Source organism: Variovorax sp. J31P207 (assembly GCF_030316965.1).
GTDB classification, from domain to species: Bacteria; Pseudomonadota; Gammaproteobacteria; order Burkholderiales; family Burkholderiaceae_C; genus Variovorax; species Variovorax ginsengisoli_B.
In genome coordinates this window covers 352,505-369,691 of record NZ_JASZYN010000007.1, presented here as the reverse complement: position 1 = coordinate 369,691, position 17,187 = coordinate 352,505, and the positions used below count along the sequence as shown (strand labels likewise).

20 protein-coding genes are annotated in these 17,187 nt (G+C 68.5%); 16 read left to right on the top strand and 4 right to left on the bottom strand.

Translation table 11 applies throughout. The features are described from left to right. Window positions 1–43 precede the first annotated feature (43 nt). The 7 genes from QTI68_RS24855 (at window position 44) to QTI68_RS24825 (ending at window position 5,359) form a co-directional block, all read left to right on the top strand. Window positions 44–520: a DUF2244 domain-containing protein gene (locus tag QTI68_RS24855; protein ID WP_286506034.1), complete on the top strand. Its 477-nt coding sequence runs from the start codon at window positions 44–46 to the stop codon at window positions 518–520. Between the two features lie 67 nt (window positions 521–587). Then, window positions 588–1,772 (top strand): cytochrome c oxidase subunit II, encoded by a 1,185-nt coding sequence (coxB, locus tag QTI68_RS24850; protein ID WP_286525393.1) that lies wholly within the window; start codon window positions 588–590, stop codon window positions 1,770–1,772. Window positions 1,773–1,808: 36 nt separating this feature from the next. After that, a complete protein-coding gene (ctaD, locus tag QTI68_RS24845) occupies window positions 1,809–3,446 on the top strand; it encodes a cytochrome c oxidase subunit I (RefSeq protein ID WP_286525391.1) in 1,638 nt (545 codons plus the stop codon). 13 nt (window positions 3,447–3,459) lie between these two features. Then, entirely contained in the window at window positions 3,460–3,570 is a 111-nt protein-coding gene (locus QTI68_RS24840; RefSeq protein WP_286525389.1) for a cytochrome oxidase small assembly protein, read from the top strand. 19 nt (window positions 3,571–3,589) lie between these two features. After that, window positions 3,590–4,222, top strand: a complete 633-nt coding sequence (locus QTI68_RS24835) for a cytochrome c oxidase assembly protein (protein WP_286525388.1) — start codon at window positions 3,590–3,592, stop codon at window positions 4,220–4,222. Continuing rightward, window positions 4,219–4,428, top strand: coding sequence for a DUF2970 domain-containing protein (locus QTI68_RS24830; protein WP_286525386.1), 210 nt, complete (start codon window positions 4,219–4,221; stop codon window positions 4,426–4,428). The genes QTI68_RS24835 and QTI68_RS24830 overlap by 4 nt, the downstream gene beginning before the upstream one ends. Before the next feature lie 49 nt (window positions 4,429–4,477). After that, entirely contained in the window at window positions 4,478–5,359 is an 882-nt protein-coding gene (locus tag QTI68_RS24825; RefSeq protein WP_286525384.1) for a cytochrome c oxidase subunit 3, read from the top strand. 71 nt (window positions 5,360–5,430) lie between these two features. On the opposite strand, the gene QTI68_RS24820 is transcribed toward QTI68_RS24825, so the two are convergent. Next, window positions 5,431–5,652 carry a twin transmembrane helix small protein gene (locus QTI68_RS24820; protein WP_286525382.1) on the bottom strand — a complete coding sequence of 74 codons (222 nt, stop codon included), beginning with the start codon at window positions 5,650–5,652 and terminating at the stop codon, window positions 5,431–5,433. 36 nt (window positions 5,653–5,688) lie between these two features. Here QTI68_RS24820 and QTI68_RS24815 point away from each other — a divergent pair, with 36 nt between their 5' ends. From QTI68_RS24815 to QTI68_RS24790, 6 genes are read left to right on the top strand one after another with little or no spacing between them, the layout of a single operon-like run. After that, the gene (locus QTI68_RS24815; protein ID WP_286525381.1) at window positions 5,689–6,528 is read left to right on the top strand and encodes an SURF1 family protein; all 840 of its coding nucleotides are present in this window, start codon (window positions 5,689–5,691) and stop codon (window positions 6,526–6,528) included. Then, the gene (locus tag QTI68_RS24810; RefSeq protein WP_286525379.1) at window positions 6,470–7,195 is read left to right on the top strand and encodes a redox-active disulfide-containing membrane protein; all 726 of its coding nucleotides are present in this window, start codon (window positions 6,470–6,472) and stop codon (window positions 7,193–7,195) included. Before QTI68_RS24815 ends, QTI68_RS24810 begins: the two co-directional genes overlap by 59 nt. A gap of 8 nt (window positions 7,196–7,203) precedes the next feature. After that, window positions 7,204–8,391: a COX15/CtaA family protein gene (locus tag QTI68_RS24805; protein WP_286525377.1), complete on the top strand. Its 1,188-nt coding sequence runs from the start codon at window positions 7,204–7,206 to the stop codon at window positions 8,389–8,391. Further along, window positions 8,388–9,293, top strand: coding sequence for a heme o synthase (cyoE, locus tag QTI68_RS24800; protein WP_286525375.1), 906 nt, complete (start codon window positions 8,388–8,390; stop codon window positions 9,291–9,293). The genes QTI68_RS24805 and cyoE overlap by 4 nt, the downstream gene beginning before the upstream one ends. A gap of 8 nt (window positions 9,294–9,301) precedes the next feature. After that, window positions 9,302–9,907: an SCO family protein gene (locus QTI68_RS24795; protein ID WP_286525373.1), complete on the top strand. Its 606-nt coding sequence runs from the start codon at window positions 9,302–9,304 to the stop codon at window positions 9,905–9,907. A 5-nt stretch (window positions 9,908–9,912) separates the two neighbouring features. Beyond that, window positions 9,913–10,749 carry a DNA alkylation repair protein gene (locus QTI68_RS24790; protein WP_286525372.1) on the top strand — a complete coding sequence of 279 codons (837 nt, stop codon included), beginning with the start codon at window positions 9,913–9,915 and terminating at the stop codon, window positions 10,747–10,749. A 50-nt stretch (window positions 10,750–10,799) separates the two neighbouring features. Here the strand turns inward: QTI68_RS24790 and rpoH are convergent, their stop codons facing one another. The 3 genes from rpoH to ftsY form a co-directional block, all read right to left on the bottom strand. After that, window positions 10,800–11,741, bottom strand: a complete 942-nt coding sequence (gene rpoH / locus QTI68_RS24785; RefSeq protein WP_286506051.1) for an RNA polymerase sigma factor RpoH — start codon at window positions 11,739–11,741, stop codon at window positions 10,800–10,802. 105 nt (window positions 11,742–11,846) lie between these two features. Continuing rightward, window positions 11,847–12,308, bottom strand: coding sequence for an Mpo1 family 2-hydroxy fatty acid dioxygenase (locus QTI68_RS24780; RefSeq protein ID WP_286525371.1), 462 nt, complete (start codon window positions 12,306–12,308; stop codon window positions 11,847–11,849). An 84-nt stretch (window positions 12,309–12,392) separates the two neighbouring features. Continuing rightward, on the bottom strand, window positions 12,393–13,619 hold the full coding sequence (gene ftsY, locus QTI68_RS24775; RefSeq protein WP_286525370.1) for a signal recognition particle-docking protein FtsY: 1,227 nt from the start codon (window positions 13,617–13,619) through the stop codon (window positions 12,393–12,395). Between the two features lie 29 nt (window positions 13,620–13,648). Here ftsY and QTI68_RS24770 point away from each other — a divergent pair, with 29 nt between their 5' ends. From QTI68_RS24770 to QTI68_RS24760, 3 genes are read left to right on the top strand one after another with little or no spacing between them, the layout of a single operon-like run. Beyond that, window positions 13,649–15,112 (top strand): M16 family metallopeptidase, encoded by a 1,464-nt coding sequence (locus tag QTI68_RS24770; protein ID WP_286525366.1) that lies wholly within the window; start codon window positions 13,649–13,651, stop codon window positions 15,110–15,112. A 17-nt stretch (window positions 15,113–15,129) separates the two neighbouring features. Next, complete coding sequence (locus QTI68_RS24765) at window positions 15,130–16,473, top strand: M16 family metallopeptidase (RefSeq protein WP_286525365.1); 1,344 nt, start codon at window positions 15,130–15,132, stop codon at window positions 16,471–16,473. Window positions 16,474–16,510: 37 nt separating this feature from the next. Beyond that, complete coding sequence (locus QTI68_RS24760; protein ID WP_286525364.1) at window positions 16,511–17,164, top strand: RsmD family RNA methyltransferase; 654 nt, start codon at window positions 16,511–16,513, stop codon at window positions 17,162–17,164. Window positions 17,165–17,187 lie beyond the last annotated feature (23 nt).

Below are 17,187 nucleotides of genomic sequence, written 5' to 3'. Positions count from 1 at the left end.
ATTTTTGACAGGGCGTCGACGCACCGATTTGCTGAACTCGCCCGTGTCGAATTCCGTGTTTCGTTTTGCCACTGTTTCTGGCCAGAGCATCCACTGGTTCCTGAAGCGCAACTGCTCGGTCACGCCGAGCCAGCTCGGCTGGCTCTACGCGTCGCTCTGCGTGGTGTCGCTCGGCATCGGGACGGTCTTCTGGCTGAACGGCGCGCGGCTCGTGTTGCCGTTCGCGTGGCTCGAACTCGCCGCGGTCGGGTTCGCGTTCGTGCTTTATGCGCGGCACGCGACCGATGGCGAGAAGATCGCCTTGCAGGGCGGCAGGCTGGTGGTCGAACTCGAGAACGGCGGGCACTACGAGCGCACGGAATTCTTGCCGCACCAGGTGCGGGTCGAGCCCCAGGACAGCGATCGTTCGCTGATCGAGGTCTCGGGTCAGGGTCGTTCGGTCAGGGTGGGGCGCTATGTGCGTCCGGAGTTGCGCGCGGCGCTGGCGCGCGAGATTCGCATGGCATTGCGGGCCGCCTGAGGGGGCGCTCGCAATGACGCACCGTGGGGACCGGTGGGGTTAACAGGAAAATGAAGAAGTGAACACGATGAAGAGCAATTGGCGGAACAAGATCTGGCCGGCGAATCTGCTGCTGGCGGCCGGCGCGGCGTTCAGCGGCGCGGCGCACGCAGTCAACGACCTGCCCGGCGGTCCGTCGGTTCGTCAGTTGAACCTGCCCATCGGCGTGACCAAGATCTCCCAGGAGCAGCACTTCCTGCACACGGTGATGATGGTGCTGTGCACGGTCATCTTCGTGGCCGTGTTCGCGGTCATGTTCTATTCGATCTGGAAGCACCGCAAGTCGGTCGGCCACAAGGCGGCCAACTTCCATGAATCGGTGGTGGTCGAGGTGATCTGGACCATCGTGCCCTTCCTGATCGTGATCCTGATGGCGCTGCCGGCGACCCGGGTGCTGGTGGCCCAGAAGGACACCACCAACTCCGACCTCACCATCAAGACCACCGGCTACCAGTGGAAGTGGGGCTACGACTACCTGAAGGGCGAGGGCGAGGGCCTGTCCTTCATCTCGACGCTCGACAGCTCGCAGCGCGCGATGTCCAACGCCGGCGCCCGCGGCGACATGCCCGACGACTACCTCCTGAAGGTCGACAACCCGCTGGTCGTGCCGGTCAACGCCAAGATCCGCATCATCACCACCGCCAATGACGTGATCCATGCCTTCGCGGTGCCTCAGCTCGGCGTCAAGCAGGATGCGATCCCCGGCTTCGTGCGCGACACCTGGTTCCGGGCCGAGAAGGTCGGCGACTACTACGGCCAGTGCCAGGAGCTCTGCGGCAAGGAACACGCCTACATGCCGATCCACGTGAAGGTGCTGGCTGCGGCCGACTACACCGCCTGGGTCGACGCCAAGCGCAAGGAAGCCGCCGCCAAGCAGGACGACCCGACCAAGGTCTGGACCCTGCCCGACATGCTGGCCCGCGGCGAGAAGGTCTACGCGGCCAACTGCGCGGCCTGCCACCAGGCCAACGGCCGCGGCGCAGGCCCGATCAAGGCGCTCGACGGTTCCCCGACCGTGCTCGACGCCGACCACCAGAAGCAGCTCCACGTGGTGCTCACCGGCCAGAACAACGGCGCCATGCCGGCCTGGAAGCAGCTGAGCGACACCGACATCGCGGCCGTGGTGAGCTTCACCAAGAACGCCTGGTCGAACAAGACCGGCCAGCTGGTGCAGCCGTCCGAAGTGCTGGCCGAGCGCGCCAAGTCCAAGTAAGCCGGCGCCCACGTAGAGTTTGCAAGGAATATCAAGATGAGCGCAGTCCTCGACCCCCACGGCCACGCACCAGGTCACGACGACCATGCCCACGACGACCACCACGGCGCACCGGCCGGCTGGCGCCGCTGGGTGTTCGCGACCAACCACAAGGACATCGGCACGCTGTACCTGCTGTTCTCGTTCACCATGCTGATGGTCGGCGGCGTGCTCGCGCTGTTGATCCGCGCCGAGCTGTTCCAGCCCGGCCTGCAGCTGGTCAACCCCGAACTGTTCAACCAGTTCACCACCATGCACGGCCTGATCATGGTGTTCGGCGCCATCATGCCGGCCTTCGTGGGCTTCGCGAACTGGATGATCCCGCTGCAGATCGGCGCATCCGACATGGCCTTCGCGCGCATGAACAACTTCAGCTTCTGGCTGCTGATCCCGGCGGCGCTGATGCTGGTCGGTTCGTTCTTCATGCCCGGCGGCGCACCGGCCGCGGGCTGGACGCTCTACGCGCCGCTCACCCTGCAGATGGGCCCCTCGATGGACGCCGGCATCTTCGCGATGCACATCATGGGCGCCTCGTCGATCATGGGCTCGATCAACATCATCGTCACCATCCTCAACATGCGCGCCCCCGGCATGACGCTGATGAAGATGCCGATGTTCTGCTGGACCTGGCTCATCACCGCCTACCTGCTGATCGCCGTGATGCCGGTGCTCGCCGGCGCCATCACGATGACGCTGACCGACCGCCACTTCGGCACCAGCTTCTTCAACCCCGCCGGCGGCGGCGACCCGGTGATGTACCAGCACATCTTCTGGTTCTTCGGCCACCCCGAGGTCTACATCATGATCTTGCCGGCCTTCGGCATCATCAGCCAGATCGTGCCGGCCTTCTCGCGCAAGAAGCTCTTCGGCTACGCCTCGATGGTGTACGCCACCTCGTCGATCGCGATCCTGTCGTTCATCGTCTGGGCGCACCACATGTTCACGACCGGCATGCCGCTCACCGGCCAGCTGTTCTTCATGTACGCGACCATGCTGATCGCCGTGCCCACGGCCGTGAAGATCTTCAACTGGGTCGCCACCATGTGGCAGGGCTCGATGACCTTCGAGACGCCGATGCTGTTCGCGGTCGGCTTCATCTTCGTGTTCACGATGGGCGGCTTCACCGGCCTGATCCTGGCGGTCGCGCCGATCGACACCCAGCTGCAAGACACCTACTACGTCGTCGCCCACTTCCACTACGTGCTGGTGGCCGGCTCGCTCTACGCGATGTTCGCCGGCTACTACTACTGGGCGCCCAAGTGGACCGGCGTGATGTACAACGAGACCCGCGGCAAGGTCCACTTCTGGTGGTCGCTGATCTCGTTCAACATCACCTTCTTCCCGATGCACTTCCTGGGCCTGGCGGGCATGCCGCGCCGCTATGCCGACTACCCGATGCAGTTCGCCGACTTCAATGCGGTGGCCAGCGTCGGCGCCTTCGCCTTCGGCCTGGCGCAGGTGTACTTCTTCTTCTTCATCGTGCTGCCGACCATGCTCGGCAAGGGCGAGAAGGCCCCGCAGAAGCCGTGGGAAGCGGCCGAAGGCCTCGAGTGGGAAGTCCCCTCGCCGGCGCCGTTCCACACCTTCGAGACCCCGCCGCGGCTGGACCCCACCGCGACCAAGGTGATCGGCTGAAGCGCGCCGCGACATGACGCCCGAGCAGAAAAGGAACAACCGCCGCATGGGGCTGACGCTGGCCTCCATCGCGCTGCTGTTCTTCGTCGGATTCATCGTCCGCATGGTCTGGATCGGCCGCTAGGCCGCAACGAGGGGACGGCATGGGCATCGGTCAACGCATCCGCCGCGAGAACGTCCGCATGGTCGGCAAGCTGGTCGTGGTCGCGGCCGGCATGTTCGGCTTCGGCTATGCACTGGTGCCGATGTACCGCGCGATCTGCGAAATGACCGGCATCAACATCCTGGCACTGTCCGAGCTCCAGGTGCCGGGCGGCGCCAGCGGCGGCGACCAGGTGCGCGTGCCCGACAACACCCAGGTCGACATGAGCCGCACCATCACGGTCGAGTTCGACGCCAACGTGCGCGGCCTCTGGGACTTCAAGCCGGCCCAGCGCTCGATGGAAGTGCACCCGGGCCAGCTCAACACCGTCATGTACGAGTTCCAGAACGTCCAGAACCGCCGGATGGCGGCGCAGGCGATCCCGAGCTACGCGCCGCAGCAGGCCGCGCCCTACTTCAACAAGCTCGAGTGCTTCTGCTTCAACCAGTACACGCTCGATCCGGGCGAGAAGAAAGAGTGGCCGGTCGCCTTCGTGATCGATCCGAAGATCTCCAAGGACGTCAAGACGATCACGCTGTCGTACACCTTCTTCGAGGTCGGCGGCAAGACCCCACCGGCCCCGGTGGCCGCCAACGGCGCGGTGGCCGTGCCTGCAACGGAGCCGCGTTCGTGAGCGTCTCGCCGTTGTCTCGCAAGGCTTCGCTGTGGCAGACCGTGAGGGCCGTCTGCTGGTCGTTCTTCGGCATCCGCAAGAACAGCGGCTATCAGGACGACCTCGCGAAGCTCAATCCCCTGCACATCATCGCGGTCGCCTTCGTCGCCGTGGCGCTGTTCGTGGCCGCGCTGATCCTGCTGGTGCGCTGGGTGGCCGCCTCCTGAATCAAGATCCCACAGAAATCGAAGCTAGAGAAGAAAACCAGGACCTGAAATGAGCTCAACCACCCACGGCACCACGCCTTACTACTTCGTGCCCGGGCCATCGGCCTTCCCGGTCATGGCCGCGACCGGCCTGCTCTTCGTCATCCTGGGCGCGGCCCAGTGGATCAACGGCCACCAGTGGGGCATGTGGTCGCTGCTGGCCGGCATGATCATCTGGCTCGGCACGCTCTACGTGTGGTTCAGCACCTCGATCCGCGAAAGCGAAGGCGGCCTGTACGGCCACAAGGTCGACCTCTCGTTCCGCTGGAGCATGAGCTGGTTCATCTTCTCGGAAGTGATGTTCTTCGGCGCCTTCTTCACCGCGCTGTGGTGGGCCCGCACCCACGCGCTGCCGGCGCTCGGCAGCCTCGACAACGCCTTGCTGTGGCCCGACTTCAAGGCCGTCTGGCCGACCACGGCGGCTGGCGTGACCGGTTCGCCCGCCGGCATCGTCGAGCCCTTCCAGACCGTTGGCCCGTTCTGGCTGCCGACCATCAACACCGCGCTGCTGCTGAGCTCCGGCGTCACGCTGACCATCGCCCATCACGCGCTGCGAGCCGGCCATCGCGCGCAGAGCGTGCGCTTCATGTGGTTGACCGTGCTGCTGGGCTTCACCTTCCTGTGCGTCCAGGGCTACGAATACCACCACCTGTACACCGAACTGAACCTCAAGCTCAGCTCCGGCGCCTACGGCTCCACGTTCTTCATGCTGACCGGCTTCCATGGCCTGCACGTGTTCATCGGCATGCTGATGCTGTTCTTCATCACCATGCGCCTGCGCCGCGGCCACTTCACGCCCGAACGCCACTTCGGCTTCGAAGGCGCCGCCTGGTACTGGCACTTCGTCGACGTGGTGTGGCTCGGCCTCTACTTCCTGGTCTATTGGCTTTGAGCATCGGCGACGGCACGACAAAAAAGCGCCGCAAGGCGCTTTTTTCATGGATCTCGTGGAACGAGCACCACCTACTTGCCGATCGGGAGGCCCCCGGGCTGGATGTAGCCGAGTTTCCACGCGAGGAGCACGCAGAGGAACAAAAGCACCGACAACCCGATCCGAACCGTGAGCGCGCGCACCATGCCGCCGCTCTTGGCGCGGCCGTTGCGCCCGTCCCTCAGCATGAAGAACAGCGCCACCGCGAGACTCGCCAGGATGCCCAGGAAGGCGAGGGCGACCAGATATTTCATGACCCCCATTATCGGCCGCCAGCGCCGCCTCCTGCCGTGAATGCGCAACCGCTCCAGACCTCTCGTCCCCGCCGTGCCGGCCGCTTCTGGTTCATCACCGCGGTCGCCCTGCTGATCCTCGCCGCCACCGTCTCGCTCGGCCGCTGGCAGTTGTCTCGCGCGGCCCAGAAAGAGGCCCTCCAGGCCGAGATCGAGGCCCAGAAGAACCTGCCGCCGCTCGATCCGCAGGCCTTCCTGGCGCTCGCCGACGCGAGCTCCGCGATGCACCGGCCGGTGCGCCTGCGCGGGCTCTGGCTGGCCCCGCACACCGTCTATCTCGACAACCGACAGATGCATGGCGTGCCGGGCTTCTACGTGCTGACGCCCTTCGCGCTCGAAGGCACCGAGCGGACGGTGCTGATCCAGCGCGGCTGGATCCAGCGCAATTTCACCGACCGGGCCAAGCTGGAGCCGATCGAGACGCCGAGCGGCCTGGTCGAGGTGACGGCCCGGATTGCGCCGCCGCCCGCCCATTTGCTGGAGCTGGGCAAGGGCGATGGTGCAGCGGTGCCCGCGCCGGCCGCTTCGGCCCCGGCCGCCCCGACAGCCGCGGCCACGCCCGATTCCGTGGGGTCTTCCCGCATCCGGCAGAATCTCGCCCTGGAAGCGTTCCGCGCCGAAACCGGCCTGCCCCTGCGGACCGACGTTTCCCTGCAGCAGACCGGTCCGGCCTCCGAGGGCTTGCAGCGCGACTGGCCGGCCCCCGCGCTGGGGGTCGAAAAGCACTACGGCTACGCATTCCAGTGGTTCGGCCTCTCGGCCCTCGTGGTACTCCTTTATGTCTGGTTCCAACTCATCGCCCCCTTCCGCCGTGCACGCCTTGCCCGCCGCGGCTGACGAGCCGCTCGGCCTGACCGTGCACTCGATGCCGTCGCCGCGCCAGGCGCTGGCGGGCGCCGAGGGCCGGCGCACGGTCCAGGGCCGCTGGAAGATGATCTTCGTGCTGCTGTGCTGCGCGGCCCCGGTCGTCGCCTCCTACTTCACCTACTACGTGGTGCGCCCCGAAAGCCGCAGCGTCTACGGCGAGCTGATCGACCCGCAGCGTCCGCTGCCCAACATCGAGGCGACGCTGCCGGACGGCACGACCCAGCGCCTGCCCTCGCTCAAGGGCCAGTGGCTGCTGCTGACCGTGGCCGATGCCGGCTGCGATGCGCTCTGCGAACAACAGCTGTACCTGCAGCGCCAGCTGCGCGAGAGCCTCGGGCGCGAAAAGGACCGGCTCGACCGCGTGTGGCTGGTCAGCGACGACAAGCCGCTGCCCGAGCGGCTCGCCAACGGCCTGCGCGGCGCCACCGTGCTGCGCCTGCCGGCGGCCGAGATCGCCAAGTGGCTGCCGGCTGCCGCCGGCCATGCGCCGGCGGAGCATCTCTTCGTGGTCGATCCGCTGGGCAACCTGATGATGCGGTTCCCGGCCCGCATGGACGCCGCCGGCGCCAGCCGCGGCAAGCGCGACCTCGACCGGCTGCTGCGCGCCTCGTCTTCGTGGGACGAAGCCGGCCGCTGATCCCCGCCATGGACACGACCTCGCTCTACGACCTCAAGCCGATCGCCTGGCTGCTGGCGGTCGGCGTCCTGCTGGCCCTCGGTCCCCTGGTCTGGGTCTGGCGCCGCAACGCCGGCGCCGCTGCCGCGCGCCGGCTGCATGCGCTGACCGTCCTGACCCTGTTCCTGACCTTCGACCTGACCCTGTTCGGCGCCTTCACCCGCCTGAGCGATTCGGGCCTGGGCTGCCCCGACTGGCCCGGCTGCTACGGCAACGCCAGCCCGGTCGGTGCCCGGCACGACATCGCGATGGCGCAGGCCGCCCAGCCGACCGGGCCGGTGACGCACAGCAAGGCCTGGGTCGAGATGGTCCACCGCTACCTGGCCACCGGGGTCGGCTTCCTGATCCTGGTGCTGGCGATCGCGACCTGGGTCGCGCGCCGCCGCCAACGCCGGCCCGACCACCGCGGCGAGCGTGCGCTCAGCGCCTGGTGGCCCGCGGCCACGCTGGCGTGGGTCTGCCTGCAGGGCGCCTTCGGTGCCCTGACCGTCACCTGGAAGCTGTTCCCGGCCATCGTGACGCTGCACCTGATGGGCGCCGTGGTGCTGCTGGCGCTGCTGTGCATCCAGGCCGTGCGCTACCAGCAGGCGGCGACGCAGCGCCTGCCGACGCCCCTGCCGTCGCCGCTGCGCAGCCTTCTTGTCGCCACCACCGCCTTGCTCGCGCTTCAGATCGCCCTGGGCGGCTGGGTCAGCACCAACTATGCGGTGCTGGCCTGCACCCAGTTCCCGACCTGCCAGGACAGCTGGTGGCCGCCGATGGACTTCGCCCAGGGCTTCCAGATCTGGCGCCACCTGGGCGAGACCGCCGCCGGCAGCCCGATCGATTTCGCCGCCCTCACCGCCATCCACTACGTGCACCGCCTGATGGCCTACCTCGTGTTCGTCGCCATCGGGCTGCTGGCCTGGCGGCTGCGCCGCATCCGGCCCTTGCGTGCCCAGTCGCGCTGGCTGGCTGGCCTGGCGCTGCTGCAGCTCGCCAGCGGCCTCGGCAACGTGCTGCTCGGCTGGCCGCTCGCGGCGGCCCTGCTCCACACCGGCGGCGCCGCCGCGCTCGCGGTGGTGCTGACCTGGACCCTCTGCGAAAGCCGTCGCGAAGGCGCGCGCAGCGCGGCCGGCGCCGGCGCCCGTGTTCCCAAAATGGAGGTGGCCCGATGAGCGCCCCCGTATCTGTCCCCGCCCCGACCACCGCCAGCGTGCTGCGCCAGTTCTATGCGCTGACCAAGCCGCGGGTGGTGCAACTGATCGTCTTCTGCGCCCTGATCGGCATGGTGCTCGCGGTGCCCGGCGTGCCGTCGCTGGCCGACCTGCAGCAAGGCGCACTCGCCTGCCTCGGGATCTGGCTGGTCGCCGGCGCGGCGGCCGCCTTCAACTGCCTGGTCGAGAAGGGCATCGACGCCAAGATGAAGCGCACGGCCTGGCGGCCGACGGCGCGCGGGCAACTGAGCGACAAGCAGGCGCTGACCTTCTCGGCCGCGCTCTGCGCCGCCGGCTCGGCGCTGCTGTGGTTCACCGTGAACCCGCTGACCATGTGGCTGACCTTCGCCACCTTCGTCGGCTACGCGGTGGTCTACACCGTCATCCTGAAGCCGTTGACGCCGCAGAACATCGTGATCGGCGGCGCCTCGGGCGCGATGCCGCCGGTGCTGGGCTGGGCCGCGATGACCGGCGACGTCGGCCCCGAGGCGCTGATCCTGTTCCTGATCATCTTCCTGTGGACCCCGCCGCACTTCTGGGCCCTGGCCCTGTACCGGGTCGAGGACTACCGCAAGGCCGGCCTGCCGATGCTGCCCGTGACGCACGGCAACGAGTTCACGCGGCTGCAGGTGCTGCTCTACACCTTCATCCTGTTCGCCGCCTGCCTGATGCCCTTCATCTACGGCATGAGCGGCTGGCTCTATCTGGTGGTCGCGATTGGCGTCAGCATCGGCTTCACCGGCTATGCCTTCGCGCTGTGGCGGAACTATTCCGACGCGCTGGCGCGCAAGACCTTTCGCTTTTCACTGATCCACCTGAGCGTGCTGTTCGCGGCGCTGCTGGTCGACCACTACCTCCAATGACCGAATCCATGAACAAGCGCCAAGCACTCCGGACCCTGGCCTGGGTCGGCGTCGCCGCGGCCGCGGGCGTCCAGCTCGCGGGCTGCACCGAGGCCAAGCCCAGCTTCAATGCGGTCGACATCACGGGCGCCGACTACGCCCGGGACTTCTCGCTGACCGATGCCGATGGCAAGGTCCGCACCCTGGCCGATTTCAAGGGCAAGGCGGTGGTGCTGTTCTTCGGCTACGCGCAGTGCCCCGACGTCTGCCCGACCACCATGAGCGAGATGGCGCAGGTCAAGCAGCAGCTGGGCGCCGATGGCGACAAGTTGCAGGTGGTGTTCGTCACGGTCGACCCGGCGCGCGACACGCCCGAGGTCATGAAGGCCTACATGGGCGCCTTCGACCCGTCGTTCGTGGCGTTGATCCCGACGCCGGACCAGCTCGCCGCGGTGGCCAAGGACTTCAAGGTCTACTTCAAGAAGGTCGACGGCAAGACGCCGACCAGCTATTCGATGGACCACTCGGCGGCCAGCTTCGTCTACGACCCGCAGGGCCGGTTGCGGCTGTACGCGCGCTACGGCGCCGGCGTCGCGCCGATGGTGTCGGACCTCAAGACCCTGCTCAAGTCCTGAACATAGTGGCGTCGGTCGACCACCTGAAGCAGCGCAAGGGCGCCTTCCGAATCGCGTTGATCCCGCCCGAGGTGCTGGACGCGCTCAACGACGGCCTGCTCGAGACCGTCAACCTCAACGAATTCATGGCACTGGAGCTGCCCCGGCTGGCGCGCAGCGTGGCGGCGCAGATCGGGCTCGACCCGGCCAGCGAACGGCTGGCCGACACCTGCGCCATGCTGCCCGCCTTCAAGCCGATGCAGCGCCACGGCCACATCGCGCGGGCGTTCTACGACCTGGCCGGCGCCCACCCCGAGCGCGACGCCGTGGCCCACCGCCTGGCCACCCATGCGAGCGACGTGGCGCGCTGCTGGGCCACGCACTGGCTCCCGATGTCGGGGCTCGCGCTGCCCGAGCAGCTGGCGGCGGTGCGCCGCTTTGCCGCCGATCCGCATTTCGGCGTCCGAGAGATGGCCTGGATGGGGGTGCGCGAGGCGACCATCCGCTCGCTCGACCAGGCGCTGGCCCTGCTCCAGCCCTGGACCGCCGATCTCGATCCGAACATCCGCCGCTTCGCCAGCGAGCTGACCCGCCCGCGCGGCGTCTGGTGCCCCCAGATCGAGAGCCTCAAGGCCGAGCCCTGGCTGGCCCTGCCGCTGCTGGAGCCGTTGCGCGCCGACCCCAGCCGCTACGTCCAGAACTCGGTCGCCAACTGGCTCAACGATGCCAGCCGGACCCAGCCGGACTGGGTCGAGGCCACCTGCGCGCGCTGGCTGGCCGACAGCGATGCCGCCGAAACCCGCTACATCGCGCGCCGGGCCTTGCGCACGCTGGCCAAGCGGCCCCCCGAAGAAGCGGACTGACAACGAAAAAGCCCGGCGCGGGCCGGGCTTGTTTCGGGGGGCGGAGGCGCTCAGGCGTATTCGGCCAGGGCCTTCTTCATCTTCTTCATGGCGGCGACCTCGATCTGGCGGATGCGCTCGGCGCTCACGCCATAGACCGCGGCCAGGTCGTGCAAGGTCATGCCGCCCGAGCCGTCGTCGTTGACCTTGAGCCAGCGCTCTTCGACGATGCGGCGGCTGCGGTCGTCCAGGGCCTCGAGCGCGGTCGAGATGCCGTCGGTCGACAGGCGGTCGCGCTGGCGCGATTCGATCTGCGCGGTCGGCTCCTGCGTGGCGTCGGCCAGGTAGGCGATCGGGCCGAAGCCTTCGTCGCCGTCGTCGGACGGGCTCGGATCGAGCAGCACGTCGCCGCCCGAGAGCCGGGTTTCCATTTCGAGCACTTCCTCGGGCTTCACGTTGAGCCGGGTGGCCATCTGCGACACCTCGTCGGGGCTCAGCGTCTCGCGGTGGGTGCCCGCATCGGCGGCGGCCGAATCGGCCTTGAAACCCTGCTTCATGGAGCGCAGATTGAAGAACAGCTTGCGCTGGGCCTTGGTCGTCGCGACCTTGACCATGCGCCAGTTCTTCAGGATGTACTCGTGGATCTCGGCCTTGATCCAGTGCATGGCGTAGCTCACCAGCCGGACGCCCTGGTCGGGATCGAAGCGCTTCACGGCCTTCATGAGGCCGACATTGCCTTCCTGGATCAGGTCGCCGTGCGGCAGCCCGTAACCCAGGTATTGGCGGGAGATAGACACAACAAGGCGCAGATGCGACAAGATAAGCGCACCGGCGGCTTCGAGATCGTTGTTGTCGCGCAATTTGCGCGCAAAGCCCTGCTCTTCTTCGAGCGTGAGCAACGGCAGGCGGTTGGCTGCCGAGATGTAGGCGTCCAAGTTACCCAGCGGCGGGACCATCGACCACGGATTGGCGACGGCGAGCTGGTTGGCAGAGGCTCCAGACAATGTTGTCATTCGGGGAACTCCTTCTTTCATGGCCATATTAGCACTCGGTTGGAGGGAGTGCTAAGCTAAGGGTTCCCACCTATTTTCTATGGGGGCGATAGCCTTTTCCCGCGCCTACCAGCGAATGCCGAGGCGAGAGAAAAGCAGCGACAGCACGAACAAAGGGCCGACCCAAAGGTATTGGATGTCCTCGAAGAAGGAAGGTTTCCGCCCTTCGATCTTGTGGCCGATGAACTGGAAGATCCAGGCCACCACGAAGATGGCGGCGGAAATCGGCAGCACAAGGTCCCCCATGGCGTGGACCAGCGCCAGTGCGGCGGCCGTGGCCGCGAGCATCGCCACCAGGAAGACCGGCGCCCGCAGCCCGACGTAGTAGACCGCGCTGGCCGCCACGAAGGTATAGGCCACCCAGGGATGGAGGGCGAACAGCAGCCCGACGATGCTGACCATGATCGCCGGGATCGCGACGACGTGGATCGCCTCGTTGGTCGGGTTGCGGTGGCTCTCGCCATAGTGGGCGAGCAGGCGGTCGACCTTGCGGTCGGCGCCGGCGAGGGGGGCGGAAGCGGTGTTCATGCGGGTCTCCGGGGCCTCTTGGCGGGCTCCGGCCATGATGCCAGAGCGCCCCGGGGCGCACAAACCAGGGCCTGTGAACAGGCCCTAGCCGAGGAGGGCCTGGGCGAACTCGCGCGCGTCGAAGGTTTCCAGGTCCTCGAGCTTCTCGCCGACGCCGATGAAATAGACCGGGATCGGCCGTTCGCGCGCGATCGCGCACAGCACGCCGCCCTTGGCCGTGCCGTCGAGCTTGGTCACGACCAGCCCGGTCAGGCCCAGCGCCTCGTCGAAGGACTTGACCTGCGCCAGCGCGTTCTGGCCGGTGTTGCCGTCGATCACCAGCAGCACCTCGTGCGGCGCCGTCGGGTCGGCCCGATTGACCACCCGCTTGATCTTCTTGAGTTCGTCCATCAGGTGGATCTGGGTCGGCAGCCGGCCGGCGGTGTCGACCAGCACCACGTCCTTGCCGCGCGCCTTGCCGGCATTGACCGCGTCGAAGCTCACGGCGGCGGGGTCGCCGCCTTCCTGGCTGACGATCTCGACCGTGTTGCGGTCGGCCCAGACCAGCAATTGCTCGCGCGCCGCGGCGCGGAAGGTGTCGGCCGCCGCCAGCAGCACCGAGGCACCCTCGTTGGCAAGGTGCTTGGTGAGCTTGCCGATCGAGGTGGTCTTGCCGGCGCCGTTGACGCCGGCGACCATGATCACGGTCGGCGTGTGCTCGCCGATGACCAGCGATTTCTCCAGCGGCCGAAGGAGGTCGGCGATGGCGTCCGCCAGCAGCAGCTTGACCTGTCCCGCGTCGCTCGCCATGGTGCTCTTGACGCGTCGGCGCAGGTCTTCGAGCAGGTGCTCGGTGGCCTTGACCCCGGTGTCGGCCACCAGCAGCGCTTCTTCGAGTTCTTCGTAGAGTGCGTCGTCGATCTGGGCGTTGACGAAGGTGGCGGCGATGCTGTTGCCGGTCTTGCGCAGGCCGTTCTTGAGCTTGCCGAGCCAGCCGCTGCGCGCGGGTTCGGCCGCGGGCGCGGGAGGGGGTGGAGGCGGGGGCGGCGGCGGTTCGGGCACCGGCGGCAACGCAGCGGGCAGGGCCGGCGCGGCCGCGGGCGGCGCAGGCACCGGGGCCGGCACCGCGACGGGGGTAGGGGCCGGTGCCGGCGCAGCCACGGGGGCTGGCGGCGGCGGCTCCACCACAGGCGCGGCCTTGCCGCCGAACCAGCTGGAGGGCGAAAAGACCGATTTGGGGGCGGGCGCGGGCGATTCGGCCGGCGGGGCCGCCGGCTCCGGAGCCGGCGCCGGGCTCTCGACCGCAGGTTTTTTCTTGAAGAAACTGAACATTGGGCGCTTTTTACAATCCGAGCCATTCTATGAAACACCCCTTGCCACGCCGCGCTGCGTCGGTCGCGGTGCTGGCTTCGGTGCTGTTGGCACTGCCGAGCCTGCCTGTGCTGGCCCAGTCCGCCCCTTCGCCCATTGCCGAGACGGCCGCGCCCACGGCGCCGGTTCCGGCCCGGCAGTTCACGCTTTCCAACGGCATGACCCTGATCGTCAAGCCCGACCGCCGGGCGCCGACCGCGGTCCAGATGCTCTGGGTCCGGGTCGGGTCGGTCGACGAGGTCGACGGCACCTCGGGCGTCGCCCACGTGCTCGAGCACATGATGTTCAAGGGCAGCAAGCAGCTCAAGCCGGGCGAGTTCTCGCGCCGCGTGGCCGCGCTCGGCGGACGCGAGAACGCCTTCACCACCCGCGACTACACCGGCTACTACCAGCAGATTCCGGCCGGCCAGCTGGAGCAGGTGATGAAGCTCGAATCCGACCGCTTCGCCAGCAACCAGTGGCCCGACGACGAATTCAAGCGCGAGATCGAGGTCGTCAAGGAGGAGCGCCGGATGCGCACCGACGACCAGCCGCGTGCGCTGCTCGGCGAACAGCAGAACGCGGCGATCTTCACCGCCTCGCCCTACCACCGCCCGGTGGTCGGCTGGATGAGCGACCTCGAAGCCATGACGCCGGCCGATGCCCGCGCCTTCTTCCAGCGCTGGTACGTGCCGTCCAATGCGGCGATCGTGGTGGCCGGCGACGTCGATGTCGACCAGGTGCGAGCCTGGGCCGAGAAATACTACGGCTCGATCCCGACCCGCGCCGTGCCGGAGCGCAAGCCGCGCACCGAGCCGGCGCAGCGCGGCGTGCGCCGGGTCGAATTCAAGGCGCCGGCCGAGCAGGCCTATGTGTCGCTGGCCTTCCGCGCGCCGCAGATCGCGACCGGCGACGCATTCGGCGCCGCGGCCGACAGCGACGCTTATGCGCTGGTGGTGCTGGCGGCTCTGCTCGACGGCTATCCCGGTGCCCGGCTCGACCGCGCCCTGACGCAAGGGCCCGACCGCGTGGCCGATTCGGCCGGCGCTTACGCAGGCTTCATCGGCCGCGGGCCGCAGATCTTCGGACTCGACGGCGTGCCCGCGGCCGGCAAGACGCCCGAGGCGGTGGAGGCGGCGCTGCGCGCCGAGGTCGCCAAGGTGGCGCGCGAGGGCGTCGGCGCGGCCGAACTGGCCCGGGTCAAGACCCAGTGGGTGGCCAGCGAGACCTACAAGCTCGACTCGGTGATGGCCCAGGCCCGCGAACTCGGCAGCAACTGGGTGCAGGGCCTGCCGCTGGACGCCAGCGAGCGGATCATCGCGAAGCTGCAGGCGGTCACGGCCGAGCAGGTGCAGGCGGTGGCGGCGAAATACTTCGGCGACGACCAGATGACGGCCGCCGTCCTGCGGCCGTTGCCGCCCGAACCCAACCGCCGCCCGCGCGGTTTTGCAGCGCCTGCGGGCGATCTGCGTTGAAACGAGGCTGCATCCCCATGTTCGACACACGACAGTTCGCGCTGCGCAGCCTGCTGGCCGGCGCCGCGCTTTTCATCGGCGCCACCGCCCAGGCCGCCATTCCGATCCAGCACTGGAGCCTCGCGAACGGTGCCAAGGTCTACCTGGCCGCCACCAACGCGCTGCCGATCGTCGATGTCCAAGTCGACTTCGACGCCGGCGGGCGGCGTGACCCGCCGGCCCAGGCCGGCCTGGCCTCGGTGACCGCGGAGATGGTCGAGAAGGGCATTCGTGCGAACGGCAGCGACCCCGCCTTGGACCAGAACGCCTTGGGCGAGGCTTGGGCCGATCTCGGCGCCAGTTTTGACGCCAGTGCCGGCTCGGACCGCACCAGCTTCACCCTGCGCACACTGTCCGACCCGGTGCTGCTCGACAAGGCGGTGCGCCTGGCCGCGCGCGAGATCGGCGAGCCGGCCTTCCCCGAGGACGTCTGGAAGCGCGAGCGCGAGCGCATCGGCGCCTCGATCCGGGAAGCCAACACCAAGCCCGCCACCCGGGTCGAGCGGGCCTTTGCGCAGGGCGTCTACGGCAGCCATCCCTACGGCCTGGAGACCACCGAGGCCACGCTGGCGCAGATCGACGTCGCCGCGATGCGCGCGCGCTATGCGCAGCTGATCGTGCCCTGCCGCGCCAAGATCAGCATCGTCGGCGCCGTCACGCGGGCACAGGCCGACGGCATTGCCGCCACGCTGCTGTCGCGGCTGCCGGCCGGGGGCGCTTGCGCCGCGCTGCCGGCGGTGCCCGAAGTGCAGCCGCTGGCGGCGCCCAAGGACGATCGCATTCCCTTCGATTCGGCCCAGGCCCATGTGCTGATCGGCCAGCCCGGCTATCGGCGCGTCGACCCCGACCACTTCGCGCTCACGCTCGGCAACTACGTGCTCGGCGGCGGTGGCTTCGTCTCGCGCCTGACCGAGCAGGTGCGCGAGAAACGCGGGCTGGCCTACAGCGTCTACAGCGGCTTCTCGCCGGGCCTGCATGCGGGCGCCTTCCGCATCGGTTTCCAGACCCGGCCCGACCAGGCCGCCGAAGCCGTCAAGGTCTCGAAGGACGTGCTGGCGAAGTTCGTCGCCGACGGCCCGACCGAGGCCGAGCTCAAGGCCGCGAAAGACAACCTGATCGGCGGCTTTCCGCTGCTGCTGGACAGCAACCGGAAGCTGCTCGGGAACGTCGCCAACATCGCCTGGAACGATCTGCCGCTCGACTACCTCGAGACCTGGACCGCGCGCGTGAACGCGATCACCGTGGCCGACGTCAAGGCGGCTTTCGCGCGCAAGCTCCAGCCGGAGAAGATGGTGACGGTGGTGGTGGGCGGCCAACCTTGAAGGCCCGGTGCAGGCGGCTGCCGTTAAGCTCCCGGGTGTGAAACCAAAGTCCCGAACACCCGCCCCCGCGGCACCGGCCAAGCCGGCCAAACTCGCCAAGGCACCGCATTTCGTCCGCATCATCGGCGGCCAGTGGAAGCGAACCCGCCTCGCGGTCGCCGACAAGCCCGGCCTGCGGCCGACACCCGACCGGGTGCGCGAAACCCTCTTCAACTGGCTCGCCAGCCTGGCCGGCGTCGGCGGCGGCGAGCTGCCCGGCTGGCAGTGCGTCGATGCCTTCGCCGGCACCGGCGCGATCGGCCTCGAAGCCGCCTCGCGCGGCGCCGCCTCGGTGCTGCTGTGCGAGCAGGACCCGGCCCTGGTCGCCCAGCTCCAGGCCCTGAAGGCCAAGCTCGGCGCCGACGCCGTGCGCGTCGAGCGCGGCAACGGCGTCACGGCGCTCGAGCGGTTGCCGGCCGGCAGCCTGCATGCGGTGTTCCTGGACCCGCCGTTCGAGAACCCTGCCTTGTACGAGCCGGCCCTGCGCGCGGCCCTGCGGGCACTGCGGGCCGAGGGCGTGGTCTACCTGGAGGCCGCCCGGCGCTGGAGCGACGACGAGCTCGCCGCGCTCGGCCTTTCGGTCTTCCGCTACCTGAAGGCCGGTGCCGTGCACGCCCACCTTCTGCAGCCCGCGGCAAGCCCCGCTGCATAATCCGCCGAACCTGGCCGACGGCG